At 70.7% G+C, this 19,236-nt stretch carries 19 protein-coding genes and 1 riboswitch; of the genes, 8 read left to right on the top strand and 11 right to left on the bottom strand.

The window, feature by feature from the left end; all coding sequences use genetic code 11:
* Positions 1–9: 9 nt before the first annotated feature.
* A riboswitch (glycine riboswitch) is annotated at positions 10–137 on the bottom strand.
* Positions 138–232: 95 nt separating this feature from the next.
* From H9L17_RS04155 to H9L17_RS04145, 3 genes are all read right to left on the bottom strand, one after another.
* Positions 233–979: a sensor histidine kinase gene (locus tag H9L17_RS04155; protein WP_187571102.1), complete on the bottom strand. Its 747-nt coding sequence runs from the start codon at positions 977–979 to the stop codon at positions 233–235.
* 151 nt (positions 980–1,130) lie between these two features.
* Positions 1,131–3,533 carry a serine/threonine-protein kinase gene (locus H9L17_RS04150; RefSeq protein WP_187571101.1) on the bottom strand — a complete coding sequence of 801 codons (2,403 nt, stop codon included), beginning with the start codon at positions 3,531–3,533 and terminating at the stop codon, positions 1,131–1,133.
* A 7-nt stretch (positions 3,534–3,540) separates the two neighbouring features.
* On the bottom strand, positions 3,541–4,188 hold the full coding sequence (locus H9L17_RS04145; protein ID WP_187571100.1) for a response regulator transcription factor: 648 nt from the start codon (positions 4,186–4,188) through the stop codon (positions 3,541–3,543).
* 174 nt (positions 4,189–4,362) lie between these two features.
* On the opposite strand from H9L17_RS04145, the gene H9L17_RS04140 reads away from it, so the two are divergent.
* From H9L17_RS04140 to H9L17_RS04130, 3 genes are all read left to right on the top strand, one after another.
* Positions 4,363–5,376, top strand: a complete 1,014-nt coding sequence (locus H9L17_RS04140) for a hypothetical protein (protein WP_187571099.1) — start codon at positions 4,363–4,365, stop codon at positions 5,374–5,376.
* Positions 5,377–5,410: 34 nt separating this feature from the next.
* Entirely contained in the window at positions 5,411–5,935 is a 525-nt protein-coding gene (locus H9L17_RS04135) for a hypothetical protein (RefSeq protein WP_187571098.1), read from the top strand.
* Between the two features lie 88 nt (positions 5,936–6,023).
* Positions 6,024–7,271, top strand: coding sequence for a multidrug effflux MFS transporter (locus tag H9L17_RS04130; RefSeq protein WP_187571097.1), 1,248 nt, complete (start codon positions 6,024–6,026; stop codon positions 7,269–7,271).
* Here the strand turns inward: H9L17_RS04130 and H9L17_RS04125 are convergent.
* From H9L17_RS04125 to H9L17_RS04090, 8 genes are all read right to left on the bottom strand, one after another.
* On the bottom strand, positions 7,258–8,529 hold the full coding sequence (locus tag H9L17_RS04125) for an amino acid permease (RefSeq protein ID WP_187571096.1): 1,272 nt from the start codon (positions 8,527–8,529) through the stop codon (positions 7,258–7,260). The two genes, H9L17_RS04130 and H9L17_RS04125, sit on opposite strands and share 14 nt — an antisense overlap.
* Positions 8,526–9,593: an aromatic ring-hydroxylating oxygenase subunit alpha gene (locus H9L17_RS04120; RefSeq protein ID WP_187571095.1), complete on the bottom strand. Its 1,068-nt coding sequence runs from the start codon at positions 9,591–9,593 to the stop codon at positions 8,526–8,528. The genes H9L17_RS04125 and H9L17_RS04120 overlap by 4 nt, the downstream gene beginning before the upstream one ends.
* An 85-nt stretch (positions 9,594–9,678) precedes the next feature.
* A complete protein-coding gene (locus H9L17_RS04115) occupies positions 9,679–11,640 on the bottom strand; it encodes a M2 family metallopeptidase (RefSeq protein ID WP_187571094.1) in 1,962 nt (653 codons plus the stop codon).
* A 74-nt stretch (positions 11,641–11,714) separates the two neighbouring features.
* Positions 11,715–12,251 carry a hypothetical protein gene (locus H9L17_RS04110; RefSeq protein ID WP_187571093.1) on the bottom strand — a complete coding sequence of 179 codons (537 nt, stop codon included), beginning with the start codon at positions 12,249–12,251 and terminating at the stop codon, positions 11,715–11,717.
* Positions 12,252–12,317: 66 nt separating this feature from the next.
* Positions 12,318–12,581, bottom strand: a complete 264-nt coding sequence (minE, locus tag H9L17_RS04105; RefSeq protein ID WP_187571092.1) for a cell division topological specificity factor MinE — start codon at positions 12,579–12,581, stop codon at positions 12,318–12,320.
* 3 nt (positions 12,582–12,584) lie between these two features.
* On the bottom strand, positions 12,585–13,397 hold the full coding sequence (minD, locus tag H9L17_RS04100; RefSeq protein WP_187571091.1) for a septum site-determining protein MinD: 813 nt from the start codon (positions 13,395–13,397) through the stop codon (positions 12,585–12,587).
* Positions 13,398–13,493: 96 nt separating this feature from the next.
* Entirely contained in the window at positions 13,494–14,270 is a 777-nt protein-coding gene (gene minC / locus H9L17_RS04095; protein ID WP_187571090.1) for a septum site-determining protein MinC, read from the bottom strand.
* Complete coding sequence (locus H9L17_RS04090; RefSeq protein WP_187571089.1) at positions 14,267–14,878, bottom strand: GNAT family N-acetyltransferase; 612 nt, start codon at positions 14,876–14,878, stop codon at positions 14,267–14,269. The genes minC and H9L17_RS04090 overlap by 4 nt, the downstream gene beginning before the upstream one ends.
* A 138-nt stretch (positions 14,879–15,016) precedes the next feature.
* On the opposite strand from H9L17_RS04090, the gene H9L17_RS04085 reads away from it, so the two are divergent.
* The 5 genes from H9L17_RS04085 to H9L17_RS04065 all read left to right on the top strand — a co-directional run bounded on the left by H9L17_RS04085 (position 15,017) and on the right by H9L17_RS04065 (position 19,227).
* Positions 15,017–16,207: a sensor histidine kinase gene (locus H9L17_RS04085; protein WP_187571088.1), complete on the top strand. Its 1,191-nt coding sequence runs from the start codon at positions 15,017–15,019 to the stop codon at positions 16,205–16,207.
* Positions 16,204–16,875 (top strand): response regulator, encoded by a 672-nt coding sequence (locus H9L17_RS04080; RefSeq protein WP_187571087.1) that lies wholly within the window; start codon positions 16,204–16,206, stop codon positions 16,873–16,875. Before H9L17_RS04085 ends, H9L17_RS04080 begins: the two co-directional genes overlap by 4 nt.
* A 133-nt stretch (positions 16,876–17,008) precedes the next feature.
* A complete protein-coding gene (locus H9L17_RS04075) occupies positions 17,009–18,070 on the top strand; it encodes a GyrI-like domain-containing protein (protein WP_187571086.1) in 1,062 nt (353 codons plus the stop codon).
* Between the two features lie 94 nt (positions 18,071–18,164).
* Positions 18,165–18,539, top strand: a complete 375-nt coding sequence (locus H9L17_RS04070) for a DUF423 domain-containing protein (RefSeq protein WP_187571085.1) — start codon at positions 18,165–18,167, stop codon at positions 18,537–18,539.
* A 13-nt stretch (positions 18,540–18,552) separates the two neighbouring features.
* Entirely contained in the window at positions 18,553–19,227 is a 675-nt protein-coding gene (locus tag H9L17_RS04065) for a DNA-3-methyladenine glycosylase family protein (RefSeq protein WP_187571084.1), read from the top strand.
* Positions 19,228–19,236: the final 9 nt, after the last annotated feature.

Here is a 19,236-nt window from a genome sequence, read left to right as displayed (position 1 = left end):
CGTGAAGGGGATGCCCGCTCTGTCCTTCTGCCTGAGAGTTTGGAAGCGCGCGGTGGGGAGGGGAGTCCGCACGGCTTCTTGCCCCTTCGGCGCCGGCGCGGGCCCGAGGGCCGGCCGATCTCTCCAGAGTGTGGTCACACGGCGGTCTTGGGCCTGAGCGATTCCGGGCGGTTGCGCCTTCGGCAGCGCTGCGGGACGAGGTCCGCGCGCTTCTCCCTCCGTGCGGGCGGAATTATACCCTGCCGGTCGTCGCCGGAAGGGGGCCGGCAGGCAGCGGGAAGCGCAGGATCACCTTGGTGCCGCCCAGCGTCCCGGCTTCCCAGCCGATGCTGCCGTGCAGGGCCCGGGCGCGGTGGCGCATGCCGGCGATGCCGCGCCCCGCCGCGCCCGCGCCGGGGGCGGGAAGGCCGGGGCCGTCGTCGGTGAGGTCGAGCAGCAGTTCGTCCGCGACGGCGCGGATGCGCATCCGCACCTGGGTGGCGTGCCCGTGACGCAGCGCGTTGGTCACCGCTTCCCGGACGATGCGGAACAGGTGCAGGGTCTGCTGTTCGTCGAGGTCGGGATCGGGCGTGTCGGGGGACTGCTGCCAGTCGAGCCGGCTGCCGCAGGCGTCCAGCCGGGCTTCGGTTTCCTCGCGGATTTGTCCCAATGCTTGCAGCAGCGTGCAGGCGTCCTGGTGGCTGCGGCTGACCACGTCGCGGAAATCCTGCACCACCGCGCGCACCAAGTCGGCCTGTTCGGGGCGTTCCAGCGAGTGGATCAGGTTGAGCAGCTTCGCGCCGATGTCGTCGTGCAGGTCGTCCAGCAGGCGGCGACGCTCGGCGTCCGCGCCCTGCCGGCGTTCGTCTTCCAGCCGTGCGGCGGTGTCGTTGCGCAGGCGCTCCAGTGCTTTCCGCAGCGCGCGTGCGCGTCTATGCATCGCCAATGCGAACGCGGCGAGGGCGAGGACGGCGAAAACGAGCAGCGCAAGCCACGGCATCGCCGGATTATGGTGGTTTTCCCGAAGGGACGCCAGAGAAACGAAGATCAGAAAGACGTCATACCCGCGAAGGCGGGTATCCAGCTTTCTTGTTCTCGACCGGCAACGCTGGATGCTTGCCCCCGCGGGAGGTTTTGCTTGGCGAACGTGTTCAACGCTTAGCGTGCGATGTCAGCGCTTCCCGGATCCCGGCCAACCGGCTCGCGGCGGCGACGGTTTGCGGATGCGCCGCGCCCAAGTGCTGCACGGCCTGCCGGTGCGCCGGTCCCATGATCGCCAGCGCGTCGGCGGGGCGGTGCGCCAGCAGCAGGCATTCGGCGGCGTTGGTGGCATAGGTGATGGTTTGCAGGTGCGCATCGCCCAGCGCCTTGCGCGCGCGCGCCAGCAGGTCCTCGAAGCGCGGGCAGGCTTCGTCCAGCTTGCCCTGCCGCATCAGGCCCAGCGCGTAGGCGTTGCGCAGCGGCAGGGTTTCCGGGCCGTCGGCGAAGCCCAGCTTCTGCATCGAGGCCAGCGCCTGCCCGGCCAGCGCGGTGGCCTCGGCGAATCGTCCCTGCTTTTGCAGGAACAGCGACAGCGTGCTTTTCGCATTGAGCGCATAGGGATGGTCCGGCCCCAGCCGTTCCTCGTAGCGCGCCAGCACGTCGCGCATCAGCGCCACCGCTTCGGGCGAATCGGGCGTCCGCGATTGCAGCGCGGCGGCCAGCATGTAGCGGCTGGTGATGGACAGCGGGTGGCCGGTGCCGAGGGCGCGGTCGGCGTCGGCCATCAGCGCGCGGGTGAGGCGTTCGGACTCGGCGAAGTCGCCCAGCTCCCGCACGATGGCCGCCTGCGCCAGGCGCGCGGACAGGGTGGTCGAATTGCCGGGGCCGAGGGCGTCGCGCAGGCGCGGCAACAGCGCGTCGAAATCGGCCAGCGCGCCCCTGCCGTCGCCCGACTGGTGGCGCAGCTCCGCCTGCTGGAAGGCGATGTCCAGCAGCAGCCGGTCGTTGCGTTCCAACCAGTGCGCCGCGTCCGCTTGCAGGGCGGCGGCGTCGCTGGCGGCCTCGCGCATGCGGCCCAGGCCCGCGGTGTCGGTCACCGCCTCCGCGCGCGCTTCCAGCCACAGCCGCCGCGACAGCGCGTCGCCCGGCGCGTTGGCGAGCAGCAGCGGGCGCAGCCGCGCCAGCGCATCGGCGTAGCGGCCGGCGGCGGCGAGCACCTGCGCATGCGCCACGCGCAATCGGTTGCGCGTATAGCCGTCCGTCGACGGCATCGCGTCCAGCGCCGCCTGCGCGGCTTCGATCTGCTTCAGCCCGATGGCGACGTCGCCGCTGCGGGCGTAGGCCAGCGCCATCGTGCGCGCGGCCATCGCCCGCACCGCGGGCGGCAGCGAGCGGTTGCCGTCGAGGGCGATGCGCGCGTCGTCGAGGAACTCGCGCAGGCTGGGCGGATGCTGGCGCAGCATTTCAGGATCGGCGCCGGCGAGGATGCCGTCGATGAACGCGTTGGCCGCGTCCAGCTGCTCCGCCCGCAGTTCCGCCTGCGCGCGGGCGCGCGCTTCGCGCAGGCCGTAGCGCAGCGAGATCGCGCTGGCGGCGACCAGCGCCAGCGCGGCGAAGGCCAGCGCGGCGGCCAGCGCGCGGTGGCGGCGCACGAACAGGCCCAGCACGTAGCCGGCGGTCGGCGGGCGCGCGGCGATCGGCTGCCGCTGGCGCACCCGCTCCAGGTCGTCGGCGAGCTCCGCCGCGGAGCCGTAGCGCTGCGCGGCCTCCGGCGCCATCGCCTTCATCACCACGGTTTCGGTGTCGCCGCGCGCCTGCGGCAGGCGCCGCGACAGGCGCTCCACGTGGACTTCGCGCAGCAGTGCGATGGCTTCGATCACCGGCGAATCGGACAGGCCGGGGTAGGGCAGCGCGCCGCTCAGCAGCTGGTAGGCGATGACGCCCAGCGCGTACACGTCCAGGCGCGGGTCGTCGAACGCGCGCGCGCCCAGCAGCTGTTCGCGGCTCATGTACGGCACGCTGCCCAGCACCTGGCCTTCGCGGGTGGCCGCGGCCTCGTCCGCCAACAGCCGGGCGACGCCGAAATCCAGCACGTGCGGCTGGCCCTGCGCGTCCACCAGGATGTTGGCCGGCTTCAGGTCGCGATGGACGATGCCGCGGCTGTGGGCGTGATGCACGGCGCGGGCGATGGCCGCCAGCACCGCGAGCCGGGCGTCGAGGCCGGGCGCGGGACTGGCGTTCGCCCACGCCAGCAGGTCCTGCCCGTCGATGCGCTCCATCGCCAGGTAGGGCAGCGGGCCGGCGTCGCTGTCGGCCACGCCGGCCGCGTACAGCCGCGCGATGTTGGGATGCTCCAGCCGCGCCAGCAGCTCCGCCTCGCGCGCGAAGCGGCTGCGCGCCTCCGCCGGCAGGGCGGGACTGCGCAGGACTTTCAGCGCGATGTCGCGCGGCAGGGTGGCGTCGCTGGCCAGATAGACGCGGCCGCTGGCGCCTTCGCCGAGCAGGCCGAGGATGGCGTACGGGCCGATCCGCTCCGGCAGCGCGTCGGCGTCACCCACGGCGGGCTCGGGCATGGCGGCTTCAGGCATGGGGATTCACCAGTCCCCGCCGCGCCGCTTCCAGCGTGGCTTCGGCGCGGCTGCCGACCTTGAGCTTGCGGTAGACGCCCTTGACGTATTCGTGCGCCGTGTGCGCGCTGACGCCCAGCGTGGCGGCGACTTCCGCGATCTTGTAGCCCTTGGCGATCAGCACCAGGGTTTCGCTTTCGCGCGGCGAGAGCTTCAGCGCTTCGCTGCGCGTGTCCGTGGCTTCGCCGGAAAACACCCGCAGCAGCCGGCGGGCGATGCTGGCCGACAGCGGCGGCTCGCCGTTGGCGATGCCGCGCAGCGCCTGCACGGTTTTCGCGCGCGGCTGGTCCTTCAGCAGGTAGCCGTTTGCGCCGGCGCGCAGGGCGGGGAACAGGTGATGGTCGTCGGCGTAGATGGTGGTCACCACGATCTCGCAGGCGCTGGGGCGGGCGCTCAACGCGCGGATCAGGTCCAGCCCGGAGCCGTCGGGCAGGCCGAGGTCGACCAGCGCGATGTCCGGCACCTCCTGCTCCACGTGCCGCAGCGCGGCGGCCAGCGTGTCCGCGTGGGTCACGCGGATGCCGGGAAAGCATTCCTCCAGCGTCTCCCGCAGCCAGCCGGCCAGCGTCGCCTGATCTTCCAGCACCAGCCCGGATTTCATTCGCTCGTCCCCCTGCGCGGCCCATGCGGACTGGGCGGCGGCGCGGCGTTCCGTCAAGCGCCGCGGGCGGCGATCCCCCCGAACAGGGGATGTGCGCGCGCCGGGCGATTGCCTACCGTGCCGCTGGGGTCGACGGCATCGGGCCGTCCGCCCGGATCACGCAAGGGGAACCGCATGAAAACCGGATTGGCGCGCCATGCACTGGCGGCGTTGCTGCTGCTGTCGTCGTTGCCGCTGCTGGCGCAGACGCCGCAGCTGGATGTGTCCGTCGCCGCCATCAAGGGGCATCGGCGGGTGGTGATCGCCGAGTTCGGCGTGGAGTTCTTCACCCAGATCGCGGCGGCTTCGCAGCGCGGGGCGGTGGGCGCGTCGATGACCACCCGGCTGCAAGGCGTGGACGGCGCCGATTTCCAGGCCATCGCCGACAAGGCCTATGCCGACACGGTGGCGGCGCTGAAGCGCGCCGGCTTCGAGGTGCTCGACCCGGCGGTGCTGCAGGACAACGCCACCTACCGCGAGCTGGACGCGCAGTACGGCCATCCGTCCCCCTATCTCAACGAAGACAAGCACATGGGCGTGGACGCGCAGATCAGCGAGATCTACGCGCCGACCGGCATGCGCGCCTTCTACCAGTCCAGCCTGAAGATCGCCGAGGGGCGCGGCAGCGTGCGCAAGAACATCGATGCGCAGAATCAGGGGCGGGCGAAGAAGGAAGGCGAAGTGGCCAAGGCGCTGGACGCGGCGCTGCTGCACGTCCACTACCTCGCCGCCTACGGCCAGCCGAACAAGCGCAGCCACAACGCGCTGTTCAGCGGCAGCACCGCGCGCGCGCGGGTGAAGGTCGCGCCGATGCTGTGGGCGGACGACACCGAGCTGCAGTTCGTCACCGAGGCCGGCGGCCGCACCTTCGGCAACGGGCGCATGCGCCACAACGGCTGGGTGGCGCTGGACGACGCGCTGACCAGCGACGCCGACCTGTTCGCCACCGCCGACACCACCAGCGCCGCGATGAAGCGCGGCAACGGCATCGCCGCCGCCATCGGCCTCCTGACCGGCTCCGGCGGGGCGCAGAAAAGCGGCACCAGCGCGGTGACGCCCGCCAGCGCGGACGCCTATCGCGAGGTCTTCGGCGGGCTGATTTCGGAAGCCGCCAACGCCTTCGCCGGGAAGCTCGGTTCGGGCCTTTGAACCGCTCCATCCACACGACACGGGGGAACGCACGATGAACACCAAGACGACGCTGGCGGTTTGCTGCCTGCTGATGGCCGCAGGCGCGCCGGGCGCGGCCCGCGCGGGCAATGCGGATGCGTCCGTGGGCAAGAAGCTGGACGCCCTGGGGCTGAAGTACGAGGTGGACGCGGACGGCGACTACAAGCTGCTGTTCGACGTGGAGAACGGGCGCTCGCAGATCGTCTGGGTGCGCTCGCCGGTGGAGACGCTGGGCAACATGCGCATCCGCGAGGTGCTGTCGATCGCGGGCAAGTCGCCGAAGCCGAGGAACGACGAGGAAGTGGCCAGCGCGGCCGTGGTGGCGACGGCCGCGCTGCTCGACGCCAGCAAGAAGAAGCTGGGCGGCTGGGTGCTGAAGGGAACCGACGACACCCAGGCGTTCTATTACGTCGCGCAGATTCCCGCCGACGCCAGCGGCGACGACCTGAAAAGCGTGGTGGTCAGCGTCGCCAAATCGACGGACGGCTTCGAGCAACTGCTCGAGACGATCAACGGCAGCGAGAAGGACAAATACTGATTCCGCCATTCCCGGCCGGCATGGAGGCCGGCCGGATGGGCGGATTCGTGCGGGCCGGATCCGCGCGGCGTTTCCGTAAACTGGAGGGATGCCCGCATCTCCCGCACCCTCGACCCGCCGCCTGGCCCTGCTGCTCGGCGGGCTGGCCATGTTCGGCCCGTTCTCGATCGACACCATCTTCCCGGCGTTCCCGCAGATCGGCGCGCAGCTGGGCGCGGACAAGCTGGCGATGCAGCAGACCATCAGCGTCTATCTGCTGGCCTACGCGGCGATGAGCGTGGTGCACGGGCCGCTGTCCGATGCGCTCGGACGGCGATGGGTGATCCTGGCCGGGCTGGCGGTGTTCACGCTGGCCTCGGCGGGCTGCGCGCTGGCGACGTCGCTGCCGCAGCTGCTGGCGTTCCGCGCGTTGCAGGGATTGAGCGCGGGCGTCGGCCTGATCGTGGGCCGCGCGGTGATCCGCGACGTGCTGCACGGCCACGACGCGCAGCGGCTGATGAGCCAGGTGTCGATGATCTTCGGCATCGCCCCGGCGGTGGCGCCGGTGCTGGGCGGCTGGCTGCTGGGCTGGCACCGCTGGCCGTCGATCTTCTGGTTCCTGGCGGCGTTCGCGCTGGCGCTGATCGCGATGGTCTGGCGCGCGCTGCCGGAAACCCACCCGCCCGCGGCGCGGCTGCCGCTGCATCCGGCGACGCTGCTGCGCGGCTACTGGAGCATCGCCCGCAATCCGCGCTTCCTGCGCCTGTCGATGGCGGCGGCGCTGAACTTCGGCGCGCTGTTCCTCTACATCGCCTCGGCGCCGGCCTTCGTGCTCGACCTGCTGCATCTGGGCGAGCGCCAGTTCGGCTGGTTCTTCATCCCGATGATCAGCGGGATGATGCTGGGCGCGTTCGTGTCCGGGCGCGCGGCCGGGCGCATCGACGGCGCGAAGCTGGCGAACATCGGCTTCGCCTGCTGCGGCACGGCGATGGCGCTCAACCTCGGCTACGGCCTGCTGGTTGAGATGCCGTCGATCCCGTGGGCGGTGCTGCCGATGAGCCTCTACGCCTTCGGCATCGCGCTGGCGTTCCCGATCATCACCCTCGCCATCCTCGACATGTATCCGCGCCAGCGCGGCGGCGCGTCGTCGCTGCAGGCGTTCGTCGGCCTGCTGGCGAATGCGCTGATCGCCGGAATGCTGTCGCCGCTGCTCAGCGGCTCGGGCCTGCACCTGGCGCTGGGCGCGGCGGCGTTCGCGCTCGGCGGCTGGCTGTTCTGGTGGTGGGAGGCGCGCGTCTCGCCGCGGCCGCCGCGGATGCCGGACGAACCGGCGGCGCTGGAGCCTAGCGCGCTCTGACCGCGCGCATCCACGCGTACACCGGCAGCCCGGCCAGCAGCAGCGCGGCGCCCCACAGCAGCGCCTCGCCGCCGGCGCCGAACAGCGCGTAGCCGCTGTACGCCAGCGCGAACAGCGCGGCGAAGCGGCCCCTGCGTTCACCGCGCAGCAGCCAGGCGGCGCTGCCGACCAGGTAGGGCAGCAGGGTGGCGGCGGTGGACAGCAGGATCGAGAAGGTGAACAGCTGCACCAGCGAGCGGCTGAAATTGGCCGCCACCAGCAGCGAGGCCAGCAGACCGCTGGCGACGATGCCGAACGCCGGCGTGCCGCGCGCGTCCAGGCGGGCGAAGGCGCGCGGCAGCAGGCCGTCTTCGGCCGCGGCCAGCGGCACCTGCGCCGACAGCAGCACCCAGCCGTTGAGTGCGCCGAGGCAGGAGATCGCGGCCACCGCGGCGATGCCGACGCCGGCCCAGCCGCCCCACAGCATGCGCGCGGCGTCGGCCATCGGCGCGGCGGAGTCCTGCAACTGCGCGGCCGGCACGATGCCGATCACCGCGGTCACCGCCAGCACCGTGGCGACGCCCGCCAGCAGAGTGCCGATCACGGTGGCGCGCGGAATGGTGCGCGCCGGATCGGCGATGGCGCCGGCCGGCACGGTGGCCGCCTCCAGCCCGAGCAGCGCCCACAGCACCAGCGCGACGCAGGCGTGGGTGGCCGCCGGCAGCGACTCGGCGCTGCGGTTGAACGGCTGGAACTGCGCCGGATCGACCGACCAGATCGCGATGCCGGCGAACAGCGCCAGCGGCACGAACTTGAGCACGGTCAGCGCCACCTGCGTGCGCCCAGCTTCGCGCACGCCCAGCAGGTTGATGGCGATGCACAGCCACAGCGACGCCAGCGCGCAGGCGCCGGCCCGCAGCGGCGTCGACACCAGCGCCGGCAGCAGCGCGCCCATGCTGCCGGCGAAGGCGACCGCGATCGCGGCGGTGGCGCTCCAGATCGACACCCAATAGCTCCATGCGACCAGGAAGCCGGGCGTTTCGCCGAACGCGTTGCGGGCGAACGCGTAGGGGCCGCCGGTCTGCGGCCAGCGCATCGCCAGCCGGGCGAAGGTGAGCGCCAGCGCCAGCGCACCGAACAGGGTGATCGCCCAGCCCAGCAGGCTGACGCCGCCATAGGGCGCCAGCGCCGAGGGCAGCAGGAACACGCCGCTGCCGATCATGCTGCCGACCACCAGCGCGATGGCCGACCACGTTCCCAGCGGGCGTGCGCCGCTCATGCGCCGGCGTCCGCGCGATACGCCTCGCGCAGCAGCTCGTGGAAGTGGTGCACGCCGGTTTCGCGCAGCGGGTTGAGCCGGCCCGGCACGTAGCTGCCGGAGGCCATGCCGCGCTGCACGTCCTCGCAGATGCCGATGTCCTCGTGCTGCACTTCGTCGCTGAAATCCAGGTCGGCGGCGCGCTTCGCCGCGTCGCCGCTGGCGTCGTAATAACTGTCGAAGGTGACGCGGCAGCGGTCCGCGCCCAGCGGCACCACCGTGTTGGTCTGCAGGCGGCCGGGCAGGATGTTGAGCATGGTGTTCGGCCACAGCCAGTAGTAGAGCGCGTCGCCGTTGCCGTACAGCGCGGGATCGCTTTCCAGCGGGCTCCATTGCAGCGAATGCCAGCGTTCCAGTTCGGTGCGGTAGCTGCGGTAGTCGAGCAGGCGGTTCAGGCCCGGATGCACGAACGGGACGTGGTAGCCCTCCAGATAATTGTCGACATAGACCTTCCAGTTGCAGGCGATGTCGTAGCTGGCGCGGTGGTGGTTGCCGTAGCGTTCCATGTGGCGGTCCGGGCCCAGGCGCGCGTCGATGCCGGCGACGAAGGCGCCGAAGTCGGGCGCATCCGTCGCATCGACGGCGGCGAACACCAGTCCCTGCCAGACCTTCACCGCCAGCTGCGGCAGGCGCACGTTGGCGACGTCGAAGCACGCCGCGTCCTTCATCTCCGGCGCGGAGCGCAGCTGGCCTTCCAGCGTGTAGGTCCAGCCGTGGTAGCGGCAGCGCAGCGCCTTCGCGCCGAGGCCGTCGCACTGCGCGATGGGTCCGGCGCGGTGCCGGCAGACGTTGTGGAACGCGCGGATCGCGGCGTCCGCTCCGCGCACCGCGATCACCGGCAATCCGGCCAGGTTGGCGACCACGTGGTCGCCCGCGTCGCGCAGCTGCGAGACATGCGCGACCAACTGCCAGCCGCGGTCGAAGATCGCGCGACGGTCGGTGGCGGCCATCGCCGGCTCCGCGTAGAAGCGCGCGGGCAGGGCGGTAGCGGTAGCTTGCGGCTGCGGGGTGAGGTCGGCGTCCATGCCGGCAGTATCGCGCCGATCCCGTGGCCTGGGGCAATGAAAAGGCCGGCGTGGGCCGGCCTTTTCCCGCGCCTTCCCCGGCGGATCAGGCGCCCGCAGTGGGGGCCTGCCAGCCGCACTGCTGCCCGGCGTTCTGTTCCTTCAGCCAGTCCTGCAGCGGCGCGAAGTATTCCAGCACTGCGCTGGCGTCCATCTTCTCGCCGCCGGTCAGTTCCTTCATGGTCTGCTGCCAGGGCTGGCTGCTGCCCTTGGACAGCATCGCCCAGTATTTGTCGCCGGCCGCTTTGCTGCCGTAGAAGCTGCATTCGTACAGCGGACCCTTGTGGCCTGCGGCGTCGCACAGCGCCTTGTAGAACTGGAACTGCAGGATGTGCGAGAGGAAGTAGCGGGTGTACGGCGTGTTGCCGGGCACGTGGTACTTCGCGCCCGGATCGAAGAACTCCTCGCCGCGCTTCGTTGCCGGAGCGACGCCCTGGTACTTCGCCTTCAGCGCCCACCACGCCTGGTTGTAGCTGTCCGGCTTGATCGAGCCGTCGAACACGCCCCAGCGCCAGCGGTCGATCATCAGCCCGAACGGCAGGAACGCGACCTTCGCCAGCGCCATCCGCATCTGCGCGTCGATCAGCGCCTCGCGGCTCTGCGCGGGCTCGTCCACCAGCCCGACCGAGGCCATGTACTTCGGCGTCATCGCCAGCACGATGGTGTCGCCGATGGCTTCGTGGAAGCCGTCGTGCGCGCCGTTCTGGAAGATCGGCGGCTGCTTGTTGTAGGCCAGGTCGTAATAGAGGTGGCCGAGCTCGTGGTAGATGGTGGTGAGGTCTTCCTCGGTCGGCGCGATGCACATCTTGGTGCGCACGTCGCCGGCCATGTTCATGTCCCAGGCGCTGGCGTGGCAGACCACGTCGCGGTCCAGCGGCTTCACGAACTGCGACTTCTGCCAGTAGCTCTCCGGCAGCTTCGGCATGCCCAGCGAGACGTAGAAATCCTGCGCGCGCTCGGTCATCGCCTTGGCGGTGGCGAGCTGCGCCGCGCGCTGGGCCATGAAACTGCGCTCGGCGGCGGAGGCGTTGGAGGCGGCGGGCTTGCCGAGTTCGCGGGCGAGGTCGGCGTCGGCCAGGCGCTTGAGCGCGCCGTTGACGTCCAGGCTGCCGGCGTCCTTGTACGGCTGCAGGATGTCCCAGAGGTTGCTCCAGTCCTGCTGCCACAGGTTGCCCATCAGGTGCGCGGGCAGCAGGCCGCCGGCGACTTCGCCCCTGTCCTTGCCGTACTGCGCGTCGAGCTTGCCGCGCGCGTAGCAGTGCAGCTGTTCGTACAGCGGCTTGACCTGGCCCCACAGGCGGTCGCTTTCCGAGGCCAGCTCGGCCGGCGTCATGTCGTAGCCGGAGCGCCACAGTTCGCCGGCGTCGGCGAAGCCCAGCTCCTTCGCGCCCTCGTTGACCAGCTCGGCGAAGCGCACGTAGTCCTTGCGCATCGGGATGCTGATGGTGTGCCAGCCCTGCCATGCGTCCAGCTGCGCGTCGTAGTCGCGGCTCTTCGCCAGCACGTCGCTGAGCTGGCCGATGTCGCGGCACTGCCGGGCGCTGCCTTCGCCGGTGCAGTAGCTGCCGGCGCCGTACATGCCTTCCATGTGGGTGGCGAGCTGGGTCAGCTCCTCGAGTTTCTTCGGATCCTTCGGCGCGGGCATCGACGTCCACAGCCGCAGCAGCTTGAGCGCGCGCGCCGTTTCCGGCTTCAGCTGCTGGCCGTCGAAGCGCTTGGACTGTTCGATCCAGACGTTGAGCTGGGCCAGCCAGCGCTCGTTGGCCTTGGCCGCCACCAGCTCGCTGTCGCCGTTGATGTAGGTGGCGGACAGCCACTGCGCGGAATTGAGCTCGGTGCTGAGCTTGCGCACTTCCTCGTTGACGCGGGCGACGAACTGGTCGGCGGTTTCGCCCTGCTGCGCGACGGGCGCGGTGGCGGCGGGCGCCGGTTCGGCGTCGCGCTTGCAGGCGGTCAGGGCGAGCGCGCCGACGATGGCGACGGCGAGCAGGGCATGGCGTGGCTTCACGGGACGGTCCTCGGGCTGCGCGGAAGGGCAGGCGCAAGGCTACACGAACGTCTCCGGACGGTAGAGATGGCTTCCTAGGCGACGGCCAGCGCGCCGTCCGCGTCGACCAGGCCGCGTTCGCGCAGCCAGCGCCAGGCGTCGTCGGCGTCGCGCTCCACGTAGGCCTGCGCCGAGCCGAGGCGGAAGGTGTAGCCCCACGCGTCCATGTCGGCCCAGACGCGCGCGCGGCCGACGCCGGGCAGGGCGTCGCCCAGCAGGCCCTGCAGGACGCACACGGCGTCCTCCTCGGGCACCGAGTCGGTGGCGTCGGTATGCACCTGCGCGCGGCGCTCGGGCGGCAGCACGATCAGGTGGCCGGCCTCGTGCAGCAGCGAATGCACCGGCGTGTCGGCGCGCGCGTACACGGTGCAGCCGATGATGCCGGCCTCGCGCTCGCCCCAGTAGCTGCCGGGGATGGCGTCGCCGTCGGCCACCCGCGCCAGTGCCAGGCCGTAGCGTGCGAGCAGCGCGGCGGGCGCGTTGAAGCCGATGTCGGCGAGGGTGAGCACGCCGTCTTCGCCCGCCGCGTCCGCACGGGAACCGGCGAGGGGATGGGATTGCCTGTCCTGCATGGCGATGCCTGTCTGCGGGAATCCCGTTCGGACCAGGGCCCTTCCGCGGCCGGAAGGGCCCGCGCGTCAGGCCGGCGCGGCGCCGCGTTCCGGCAGCGACACCGAGATGTCCAGCACGTCGTGCTCGCCGTCCTTGACCACGTCGACCTTGACCGCGTCGGCGTCGACGTTCACGTACTTGCGGATCACTTCCAGGATCTCGCGCCGCATCAGCGGCAGGTAGTCCGGCGCGCCGGCGGAACTGCGCTCCTGCGCGATGATGATCTGCAGGCGATTTTTGGCGACCGAGGCGGTGTTCTTCTTGGGCTTGAGGAAATCGAAGATGGCCATGCGTCAGCCTCCGAACAGCTTGCTGAAGAAGCCCTTCTTCTCCACCGTGGTGAAGCGCAGCGGACGGTCTTCGCCCAGCAGGCGCGCCACCGCGTCCGCGTAGGCCTGGCCGGCGACGGACTCGCCGTCCATGATCACCGGCTCGCCCTTGTTGGAGGCGTTGAGCACGTCGCCCGATTCGGGGATGACACCTATCGTCTTCAGGCCCAGCACTTCCTCGACGTCGGCGATCGACAGCATCTCGCCGCCTTCCACGCGCAGCGGGTTGTAGCGGGTCAGCAGCAGATGCGCGGACACTTCCCCCTCGTTGCGCTCGGCGCGGTGGGTCTTGGAGGCCAGCAGGCCCAGCACGCGGTCGGAGTCGCGCACCGAGGACACTTCCGGGTTTACCACCACGATGGCCTTGTCGGCGAAGTACATCGCCAGGAACGCGCCCTTCTCGATGCCGGCCGGGCTGTCGCAGATGACGTAATCGAAGCCGTCGGCGGCCAAGTCCTTCAGCACCTTCTCCACGCCGTCCTTGCTCAGCGCGTCCTTGTCGCGGGTCTGGCTGGCGGCCAGCACGAACAGGTTGTCGAAGCGCTTGTCCTTGATCAGCGCCTGCTTGAGCGTGGCCTCGCCGTGGATCACGTTGACGAAGTCGTACACCACGCGGCGTTCGCAGCCCATGATCAGGTCGAGGTTGCGCAGGCCGACGTCGAAGTCGATGACCGCCACTTTCTTGCCGCGGCTGGCGAGCCCGGTTGCGAGGCTGGCGCTGGTCGTGGTCTTGCCCACGCCGCCCTTGCCCGAGGTGACTACGATGATCTCTGCCACGTTGCGCGTTCTCCGTCCTTAAGTCGTTGGTTTTCTTCTTGCGTGGAGCCGAGTTTGCCCGACTGCCCGCCGCGTGCAAGCGGCGGCGGTTCAGCTTCAGTCGAGCGCCGCGAGCCTGAGCTGTCCGTTTTCCAGCCAGACCTGCACGGGCTTGCCGCGCAGGTCCGCCGGAATGTCTTCCATCACCTTGTAGTGCCCGGCCACCGCGACGAGCTCGGCGTGGAACTCGCGGCAGAAGATGCGGGCGCCTTCGTTGCCCTGCGCGCCGGCCAGGGCCCGCCCGCGCAGCGCGCCGTAGATGTGGATGCTGCCGTCGGCCAGCACTTCCGCACCGGCGCCGACGGTGGCTAGCACGGTCAGGTCGCGCTGCTCGGCGTAGACCTGCTGGCCGGAACGCACCGGCGCGGTCTGGATCAGGCCGGGCGATGCGCCCTGCGGCGCGGCCGCGGGCTTCGGCGGTTCGGCGGCGCGCGCCGGTTCGGGCTGGCGGGCCGGCGCAGGCGCGGCGGCGGGCGGCGGCGCATCGTCCGCGCGCTCGTACTGGGCGCGGAACTTCGCCAGCAGCGGCAGGCCGAGCTGCTGCGACAGTGCGTCGATCTCCTTGGTGCCGTAGGCCAGCGCCACCGGCAGCACGCCGGCCTCGCGCAGCCCGTTCACCAGCGCCTGCGCCTCGTCCAGCGACGGCGTCTTGCTCAGCCCGCCGAAATCCAGCACCACCGCGGCGCGCGCGAACAGGTTGGGCGCGCGCTGCACGCGCTCGCGCATCTCCTCGGCGAGCTGGGCCGGGTCGAGCGTGCGCACGCGCAGGTTGGCGATGCCGACCTGGCCGAATTTCAGTTCGCCGGCCTGCGCGTAATCCACCTGCGCGCTCATGCGCAGGCTCCCTTGCTGCTCACCGCGACCGGCGCATCCGCGACGATGGCGCGCGGGCGCTGCAGCCAGGGTTCGTCGGGCAGGGCGTCGCCGTAGGTGTCGCGCACCCACGGATAGCTGCACAGCGTTTTCATCAGCATCGCGGCGCGCAGGTCGTGTTCGGGCATGACGTTCTGGCCGACTTCGCGGAAGCCGAAGCTGCCGTGGAACAGCAGCGCGTGATCCGCGCCGTGTTCCAGGAACACCTCGCAGGCCAGCTGCGGGTAGCGCAGCTCGGCGTAGCTCTGCACGTCGGCGTACAGCGCGCGGCCCACGCCGCCGCCGCGGCGGCGGCTGGCGACCACCACGCGGTCGATGTAGAAGAAGTCCGGATAGCGCTCGCGGAACCAGGAGAAGTTGCTGCTCTCGTGCCGGGCGTGCGAGCCGAAGCCGATCAGGAAACCGGCCATGGCGCCGTCGCGCTCGGCCACGCGGAAATATTCCGCGCTGTCGAACAGGCGGCGCAACCTGGCCGAATCCAGGGGGAGGATCGCCGGGCCTGCCGCGTTGTTGAGGGCCAGAACGGAATCCAGCTCGTGCTCGCGCACGTCGCGGATGGCGATCGACATTCCTTGAAACTCCGATGACTGCTGCGGATGGCCCGTCTGCGCGAGCCGTGCGCGATTATCGCATGGCGGGTGCCGCCGGGACGCCCCCCATGACCTTCGATGCAGGGCGGGTTGGGGCGGGAGGCGGTATAAAACGCCATGTTCGCGCGAATTTCCCACACCCGCCTGTTGCGCTACGCCGGCCTGTTCACCTGGGCGATGGTGGGGCTGCCGCTGCTGTATTTCTGGCTGCGGCCGCAGCCGGCCGCCATCGGCGAGAATCTGGCGATGCCCTGGCAGGGCTGGGTGGCCTATCTGGCGTTCGGCGCCGGCTACGTCTGGCTGACCCGCAACCTGGGCGGCCGCCGTCGCAACGCCGCCGATTACATGCTGCTGCTGGTGCTGACCGTGGCCGCGCTGGGCGTCAGCTATTTCAGCGGCACCGGCATGGGCAGCGTCCTGCTGATGGTGGCGGCCTGCGTGTTCCCGTGGCTGCTGCCGCTGCCGCTGGGCGTGGCCTGGCTGCTGGTCAGCCAGCTGGCGGTGGCGCCGGTGTTCATCCGCTGGCTGCACTTCCCGCCGATGGAAGCCCTGATGCAGTCGATGCTGTATGCGGGGTTCTCCGGCTTCGTGTTCGTGGTCAGTCTTGTTGCGTTGCAGCAGGCGCAGGCGCGGGAGGAACAGCGTCGGCTCAACGCCGAGCTGCGCGCCACCCGCGCACTGCTGGCCGACAGCGCGCGGGTCAACGAGCGCACCCGCATCTCGCGCGAGCTCCACGACCTGCTGGGCCACCACCTGACCGCGCTCAGCCTCAACCTGGAAGTGGCCGGCCACCTGTCCGAAGGCCGCGCCAAGGAGCACGTGCAGCAGGCGCACACGCTGGCGCGCCTGTTGCTGACCGACGTGCGCGAAGCGGTCAGCCAGTTGCGCGAGGGCGGGGCGATCGACCTCGGCGCCGCGCTGCGCCCGCTGGCCGAGAACGTGCCCAAGCTCGCCATCGCTATGGACATCGAGCAGCCGCTGACCGTCGATGATCCCGAGCGCGCCCACGTGCTGCTGCGCTGCGCGCAGGAAGCCATCACCAACGCGGTGCGCCACGCCGGCGCCGGCCGGCTGTGGCTGAGCGCGCGCCGCGAGGGCGACAATGTCGTCCTGCAGGTGCGCGACGACGGCCGCGGCAGCGAGCAGGTGACGCCGGGCAACGGCCTGCGCGGCCTCGGCGAGCGGTTGCGCCAGCACGGCGGCCGGCTCGACATCGCCACCCGGCGCGGGCAGGGATTCCAGCTCACCATCACATTGCCGGTGGCGCCGAACGCCGCCATCCGCCTCCCGGAAGGAGTTGCCGCATGAACCGTTCCGATCCGATCAGCCCCGCTTCCATCAGTGTCTTCCTGGTCGACGACCAGACCCTGGTGCGCCAGGGCATCCGCTCCCTGCTGTCGCTGGCGGAGGGCATCGAGGTGGTCGCCGAGGCCTCCGACGGCCGCCAGGCCGTCGAGAAGATTCCGCAGGTGAAGCCCGACGTGGTGCTGATGGACATGCGCATGCCGGCGATGTCCGGGCTGGAGGCGCTGCAGGCGCTGGGCCGCGCGGGCACGCTGCCGCCGACCATCATCCTGACCACCTTCGACGATGACCAGCTGGTGCTGGCCGGCATCCGCGCTGGCGCCAAGGGCTACCTGCTGAAGGACGTGTCGCTGGAGCAACTGGTCGACGCCATCCAGACCGTGGCCGGCGGCGGCTCGCTGGTGCAGCCGGCGGTGACCCAGCGGCTGCTGTCCGGGCTGGAGCACATGCGCAACGAATTCGTCAGCCTCGACCGACCCGATCCGCTGACCGACCGCGAAACCGAGATCCTGCGGTTGATGGCCTCGGGTTTCTCCAACAAGGAAATCGCCAATTCGCTGGGCGTGGCCGAGGGCACGATCAAGAACCACGTTTCCAACATTCTGTCCAAGCTTGGCGTGCGCGACCGCACGCGGGCGGTATTGAAGGCGTTCGAGCTCCAGCTGGTGTGAGCGCGGTGGCGGAGACTGGGGCCGCCGTCCCGTTTTTTTGCCGGCCCGCCCCTCGCCGTTGCCGGCTCCAGTTTGCTAGGATGGCGGGTCTGTGCGGCTCAAGGCCGCTGGCGGCCTTTCCGGAGATTCCTGAATGACTCGTTTGCTCGAGATCCTGATTTCCCTTGCGATCGTCGTGGCGCTGTACCTGGTCGTTGGCCTGGTGCTGCCGTCTTCCCGCCACCTGGTGGAAAAGACGGAAACCAACCGCAAGCTCACCATCGTGTTCGACACCCTCAACAGCTTCCGCCGCTTCAAGGACTGGAACACGCTGTCCCTGCGCGACCCGCGCATGCAGATGACCCTGTCCGGTCCCGAGGAAGGCGTCGGCGCCCGCCTCGACTACGACTCGAAGGAGCACGGCCTGGGCCAGGGTTCGTGGGAGATCACCGAGAGCGTGCCGCGCGAGAAGATCGCCTTCAAGATCGACAACGTCGAGCGCGGCGAGAACAAGCGTACCGAGTTCACCTTCAAGCCGACCGGCCGCAACAACCGCAACGTCGAGATCACCCAGACCTACGACGTCGACTACGGCTGGAACCTGCTGGGCCGCTACGCCGGCCTGTACGTCACCCGCCACGTCGGCGACGACATGAAGATGGGCCTGACCCGCCTGGTCAACATGCTGGCCTCGGTGCCGAACGTCGACTACGCGGTGAAGGACAGCAAGATGACCACCCCGAAGGTGGTCGAGCGTCCCGCCGAGGACCTGCTGTTCGTCAACGCCGGCGCGGTGGAGCGCGGCAACACGCAGATCCAGTCCTCGATCGCCGCCAACAGCGAGTGGATCAAGCGCGTGATCGACGCCAACGGCCTGGAAGCGGTGGGCCCGGTGCGCATCGTCACCACCGACCTCGGCCGCGAAACCTACACCTTCGACGTGGTCCAGCCCGTGCGCAAGAAGGACGGCGGCGCGGTCGGCAAGGTCGCGACGCAGGGTCCCGTGCAGTACGTGCAGGCGCCGGCGTCGAAGGCCGCCACCGCGTCCTACACCGGCTACATGGCCGAACTGGAGAACGTCCGCAACGCGCTGCGCGCCTGGGCGGCCACCCACGGCTACGAAGTGAAGGACCGCGCGTTCGAGGACTACAAGTCCGGCGTGACCGGCGCCTTCACCGAAAACGGCGAGTTCGACGTGTACTGGCCGGTGAAGTAAACGCACCGCGCAAGCCATCGCGATACCCGCAGACGCCGCGTTCCGACGCGGCGTCTGCATTTGCGGCGGGCGCCGTTGTTGGCACAATGCCCGGATGAACGCACACGGCACGCCCGCCTTCGTCGTCCTGCGACGCTACCTCGCCGCCATCGGCAGCCTGCTCGCCGGACTCTCCGTGGCCCTGTCCGCCTACGCCATGCATGCGGCGGAGCCGGCCGCGCAGGGGCGGATGCTGCAGGCGGCGGTGTTCGCCTTCGCGCACGGCCTGGCGCTGACCGCGCTGGCGCCGCTGGCGCAACGCCTCGCAGGACTGCTGGCGCTGGCGATGCTGCTGGCCGGCGCGTTCCTGTTCTGCGGCAGCCTGCTGGCGGCGGCGCTGCTGGGGCTGTCGCCGATGCTGGCGCCGTTCGGCGGCGCGCTGATGATCGCCGGCTGGCTGCTGCATGCCTACGACCGCCTGCGCGGCTGACGGAGACGGGGCAATGCCGAAGCAGGCGAGGGGATTCGATACCGACGAGGCGTTCGCGCACCTGTGCAGGCGCGACCGCAAGCTGGGCGCGTGGATGCGCCGGCTCGGGCCGATCGAGGCCGATCCGCGCTGGCGCAAGCCGTTCGATCCAGTGGATGCCCTGGCCCGCGCCATCCTCTACCAGCAGCTCAGCGGCAAGGCGGCGGCGACCATTGTCGGCCGCGTCGAAACCGCCATCGCCAGCGACCGCTTCCACTGCGACACGCTGGCGCGCATCGACGATGCCGCGCTGCGCGGCTGCGGCGTGTCCGGCAACAAGATGCTGGCGCTGCGCGACCTGGCGCGGCGCGAGGAAGCGGGCGAAATCCCGACCCTGCGGCGGATGGCGGCGATGAGCGACGACGCCATCGTCGCCGCGCTGGTGCCGGTGCGCGGCATCGGCCGCTGGACGGTGGAGATGATGCTGATGTTCCGCCTCGGCCGCCCCGACGTACTGCCGATCGACGACCTCGGCATCCGCAAGGGCGCGCAGGCGGTGGACAAGGCGGAGGCGATGCCGGCGCCGAAGGAACTGGCCGCGCGCGGCGAACGCTGGGGGCCGTACCGCAGCTACGCCAGCTTCTACCTGTGGCGGATCGCCGACGCGGCGGCCGGCGCGAAGCAGGCGGTGGCGCGCTCGCAGGACTGAAGCGGCGCG

The sequence above is a fragment of the Thermomonas brevis genome (assembly GCF_014395425.1).
In the GTDB taxonomy this organism is placed as follows: domain Bacteria; phylum Pseudomonadota; class Gammaproteobacteria; order Xanthomonadales; family Xanthomonadaceae; genus Thermomonas; species Thermomonas brevis.
This window is presented reverse-complemented; position numbering and strand designations above follow the sequence as displayed.

What these genes read in the sequence shown, in the direction of transcription:
- H9L17_RS04155 (WP_187571102.1), bottom strand. Translation starts at nt 979, where the DNA reads ATGCCGTGGCTTGCGCTGCTCGTTTTCGCCGTCCTCGCCCTCGCCGCG.
- H9L17_RS04150 (WP_187571101.1), bottom strand. Translation starts at nt 3,533, where the DNA reads ATGCCCGAGCCCGCCGTGGGTGACGCCGACGCGCTGCCGGAGCGGATC.
- H9L17_RS04145 (WP_187571100.1), bottom strand. Translation starts at nt 4,188, where the DNA reads ATGAAATCCGGGCTGGTGCTGGAAGATCAGGCGACGCTGGCCGGCTGG.
- H9L17_RS04140 (WP_187571099.1), top strand. Translation starts at nt 4,363, where the DNA reads ATGAAAACCGGATTGGCGCGCCATGCACTGGCGGCGTTGCTGCTGCTG.
- H9L17_RS04135 (WP_187571098.1), top strand. Translation starts at nt 5,411, where the DNA reads ATGAACACCAAGACGACGCTGGCGGTTTGCTGCCTGCTGATGGCCGCA.
- H9L17_RS04130 (WP_187571097.1), top strand. Translation starts at nt 6,024, where the DNA reads ATGCCCGCATCTCCCGCACCCTCGACCCGCCGCCTGGCCCTGCTGCTC.
- H9L17_RS04125 (WP_187571096.1), bottom strand. Translation starts at nt 8,529, where the DNA reads ATGAGCGGCGCACGCCCGCTGGGAACGTGGTCGGCCATCGCGCTGGTG.
- H9L17_RS04120 (WP_187571095.1), bottom strand. Translation starts at nt 9,593, where the DNA reads ATGGACGCCGACCTCACCCCGCAGCCGCAAGCTACCGCTACCGCCCTG.
- H9L17_RS04110 (WP_187571093.1), bottom strand. Translation starts at nt 12,251, where the DNA reads ATGCAGGACAGGCAATCCCATCCCCTCGCCGGTTCCCGTGCGGACGCG.
- minE (WP_187571092.1), bottom strand. Translation starts at nt 12,581, where the DNA reads ATGGCCATCTTCGATTTCCTCAAGCCCAAGAAGAACACCGCCTCGGTC.
- minC (WP_187571090.1), bottom strand. Translation starts at nt 14,270, where the DNA reads ATGAGCGCGCAGGTGGATTACGCGCAGGCCGGCGAACTGAAATTCGGC.
- H9L17_RS04090 (WP_187571089.1), bottom strand. Translation starts at nt 14,878, where the DNA reads ATGTCGATCGCCATCCGCGACGTGCGCGAGCACGAGCTGGATTCCGTT.
- H9L17_RS04085 (WP_187571088.1), top strand. Translation starts at nt 15,017, where the DNA reads ATGTTCGCGCGAATTTCCCACACCCGCCTGTTGCGCTACGCCGGCCTG.
- H9L17_RS04080 (WP_187571087.1), top strand. Translation starts at nt 16,204, where the DNA reads ATGAACCGTTCCGATCCGATCAGCCCCGCTTCCATCAGTGTCTTCCTG.
- H9L17_RS04075 (WP_187571086.1), top strand. Translation starts at nt 17,009, where the DNA reads ATGACTCGTTTGCTCGAGATCCTGATTTCCCTTGCGATCGTCGTGGCG.
- H9L17_RS04070 (WP_187571085.1), top strand. Translation starts at nt 18,165, where the DNA reads ATGAACGCACACGGCACGCCCGCCTTCGTCGTCCTGCGACGCTACCTC.
- H9L17_RS04065 (WP_187571084.1), top strand. Translation starts at nt 18,553, where the DNA reads ATGCCGAAGCAGGCGAGGGGATTCGATACCGACGAGGCGTTCGCGCAC.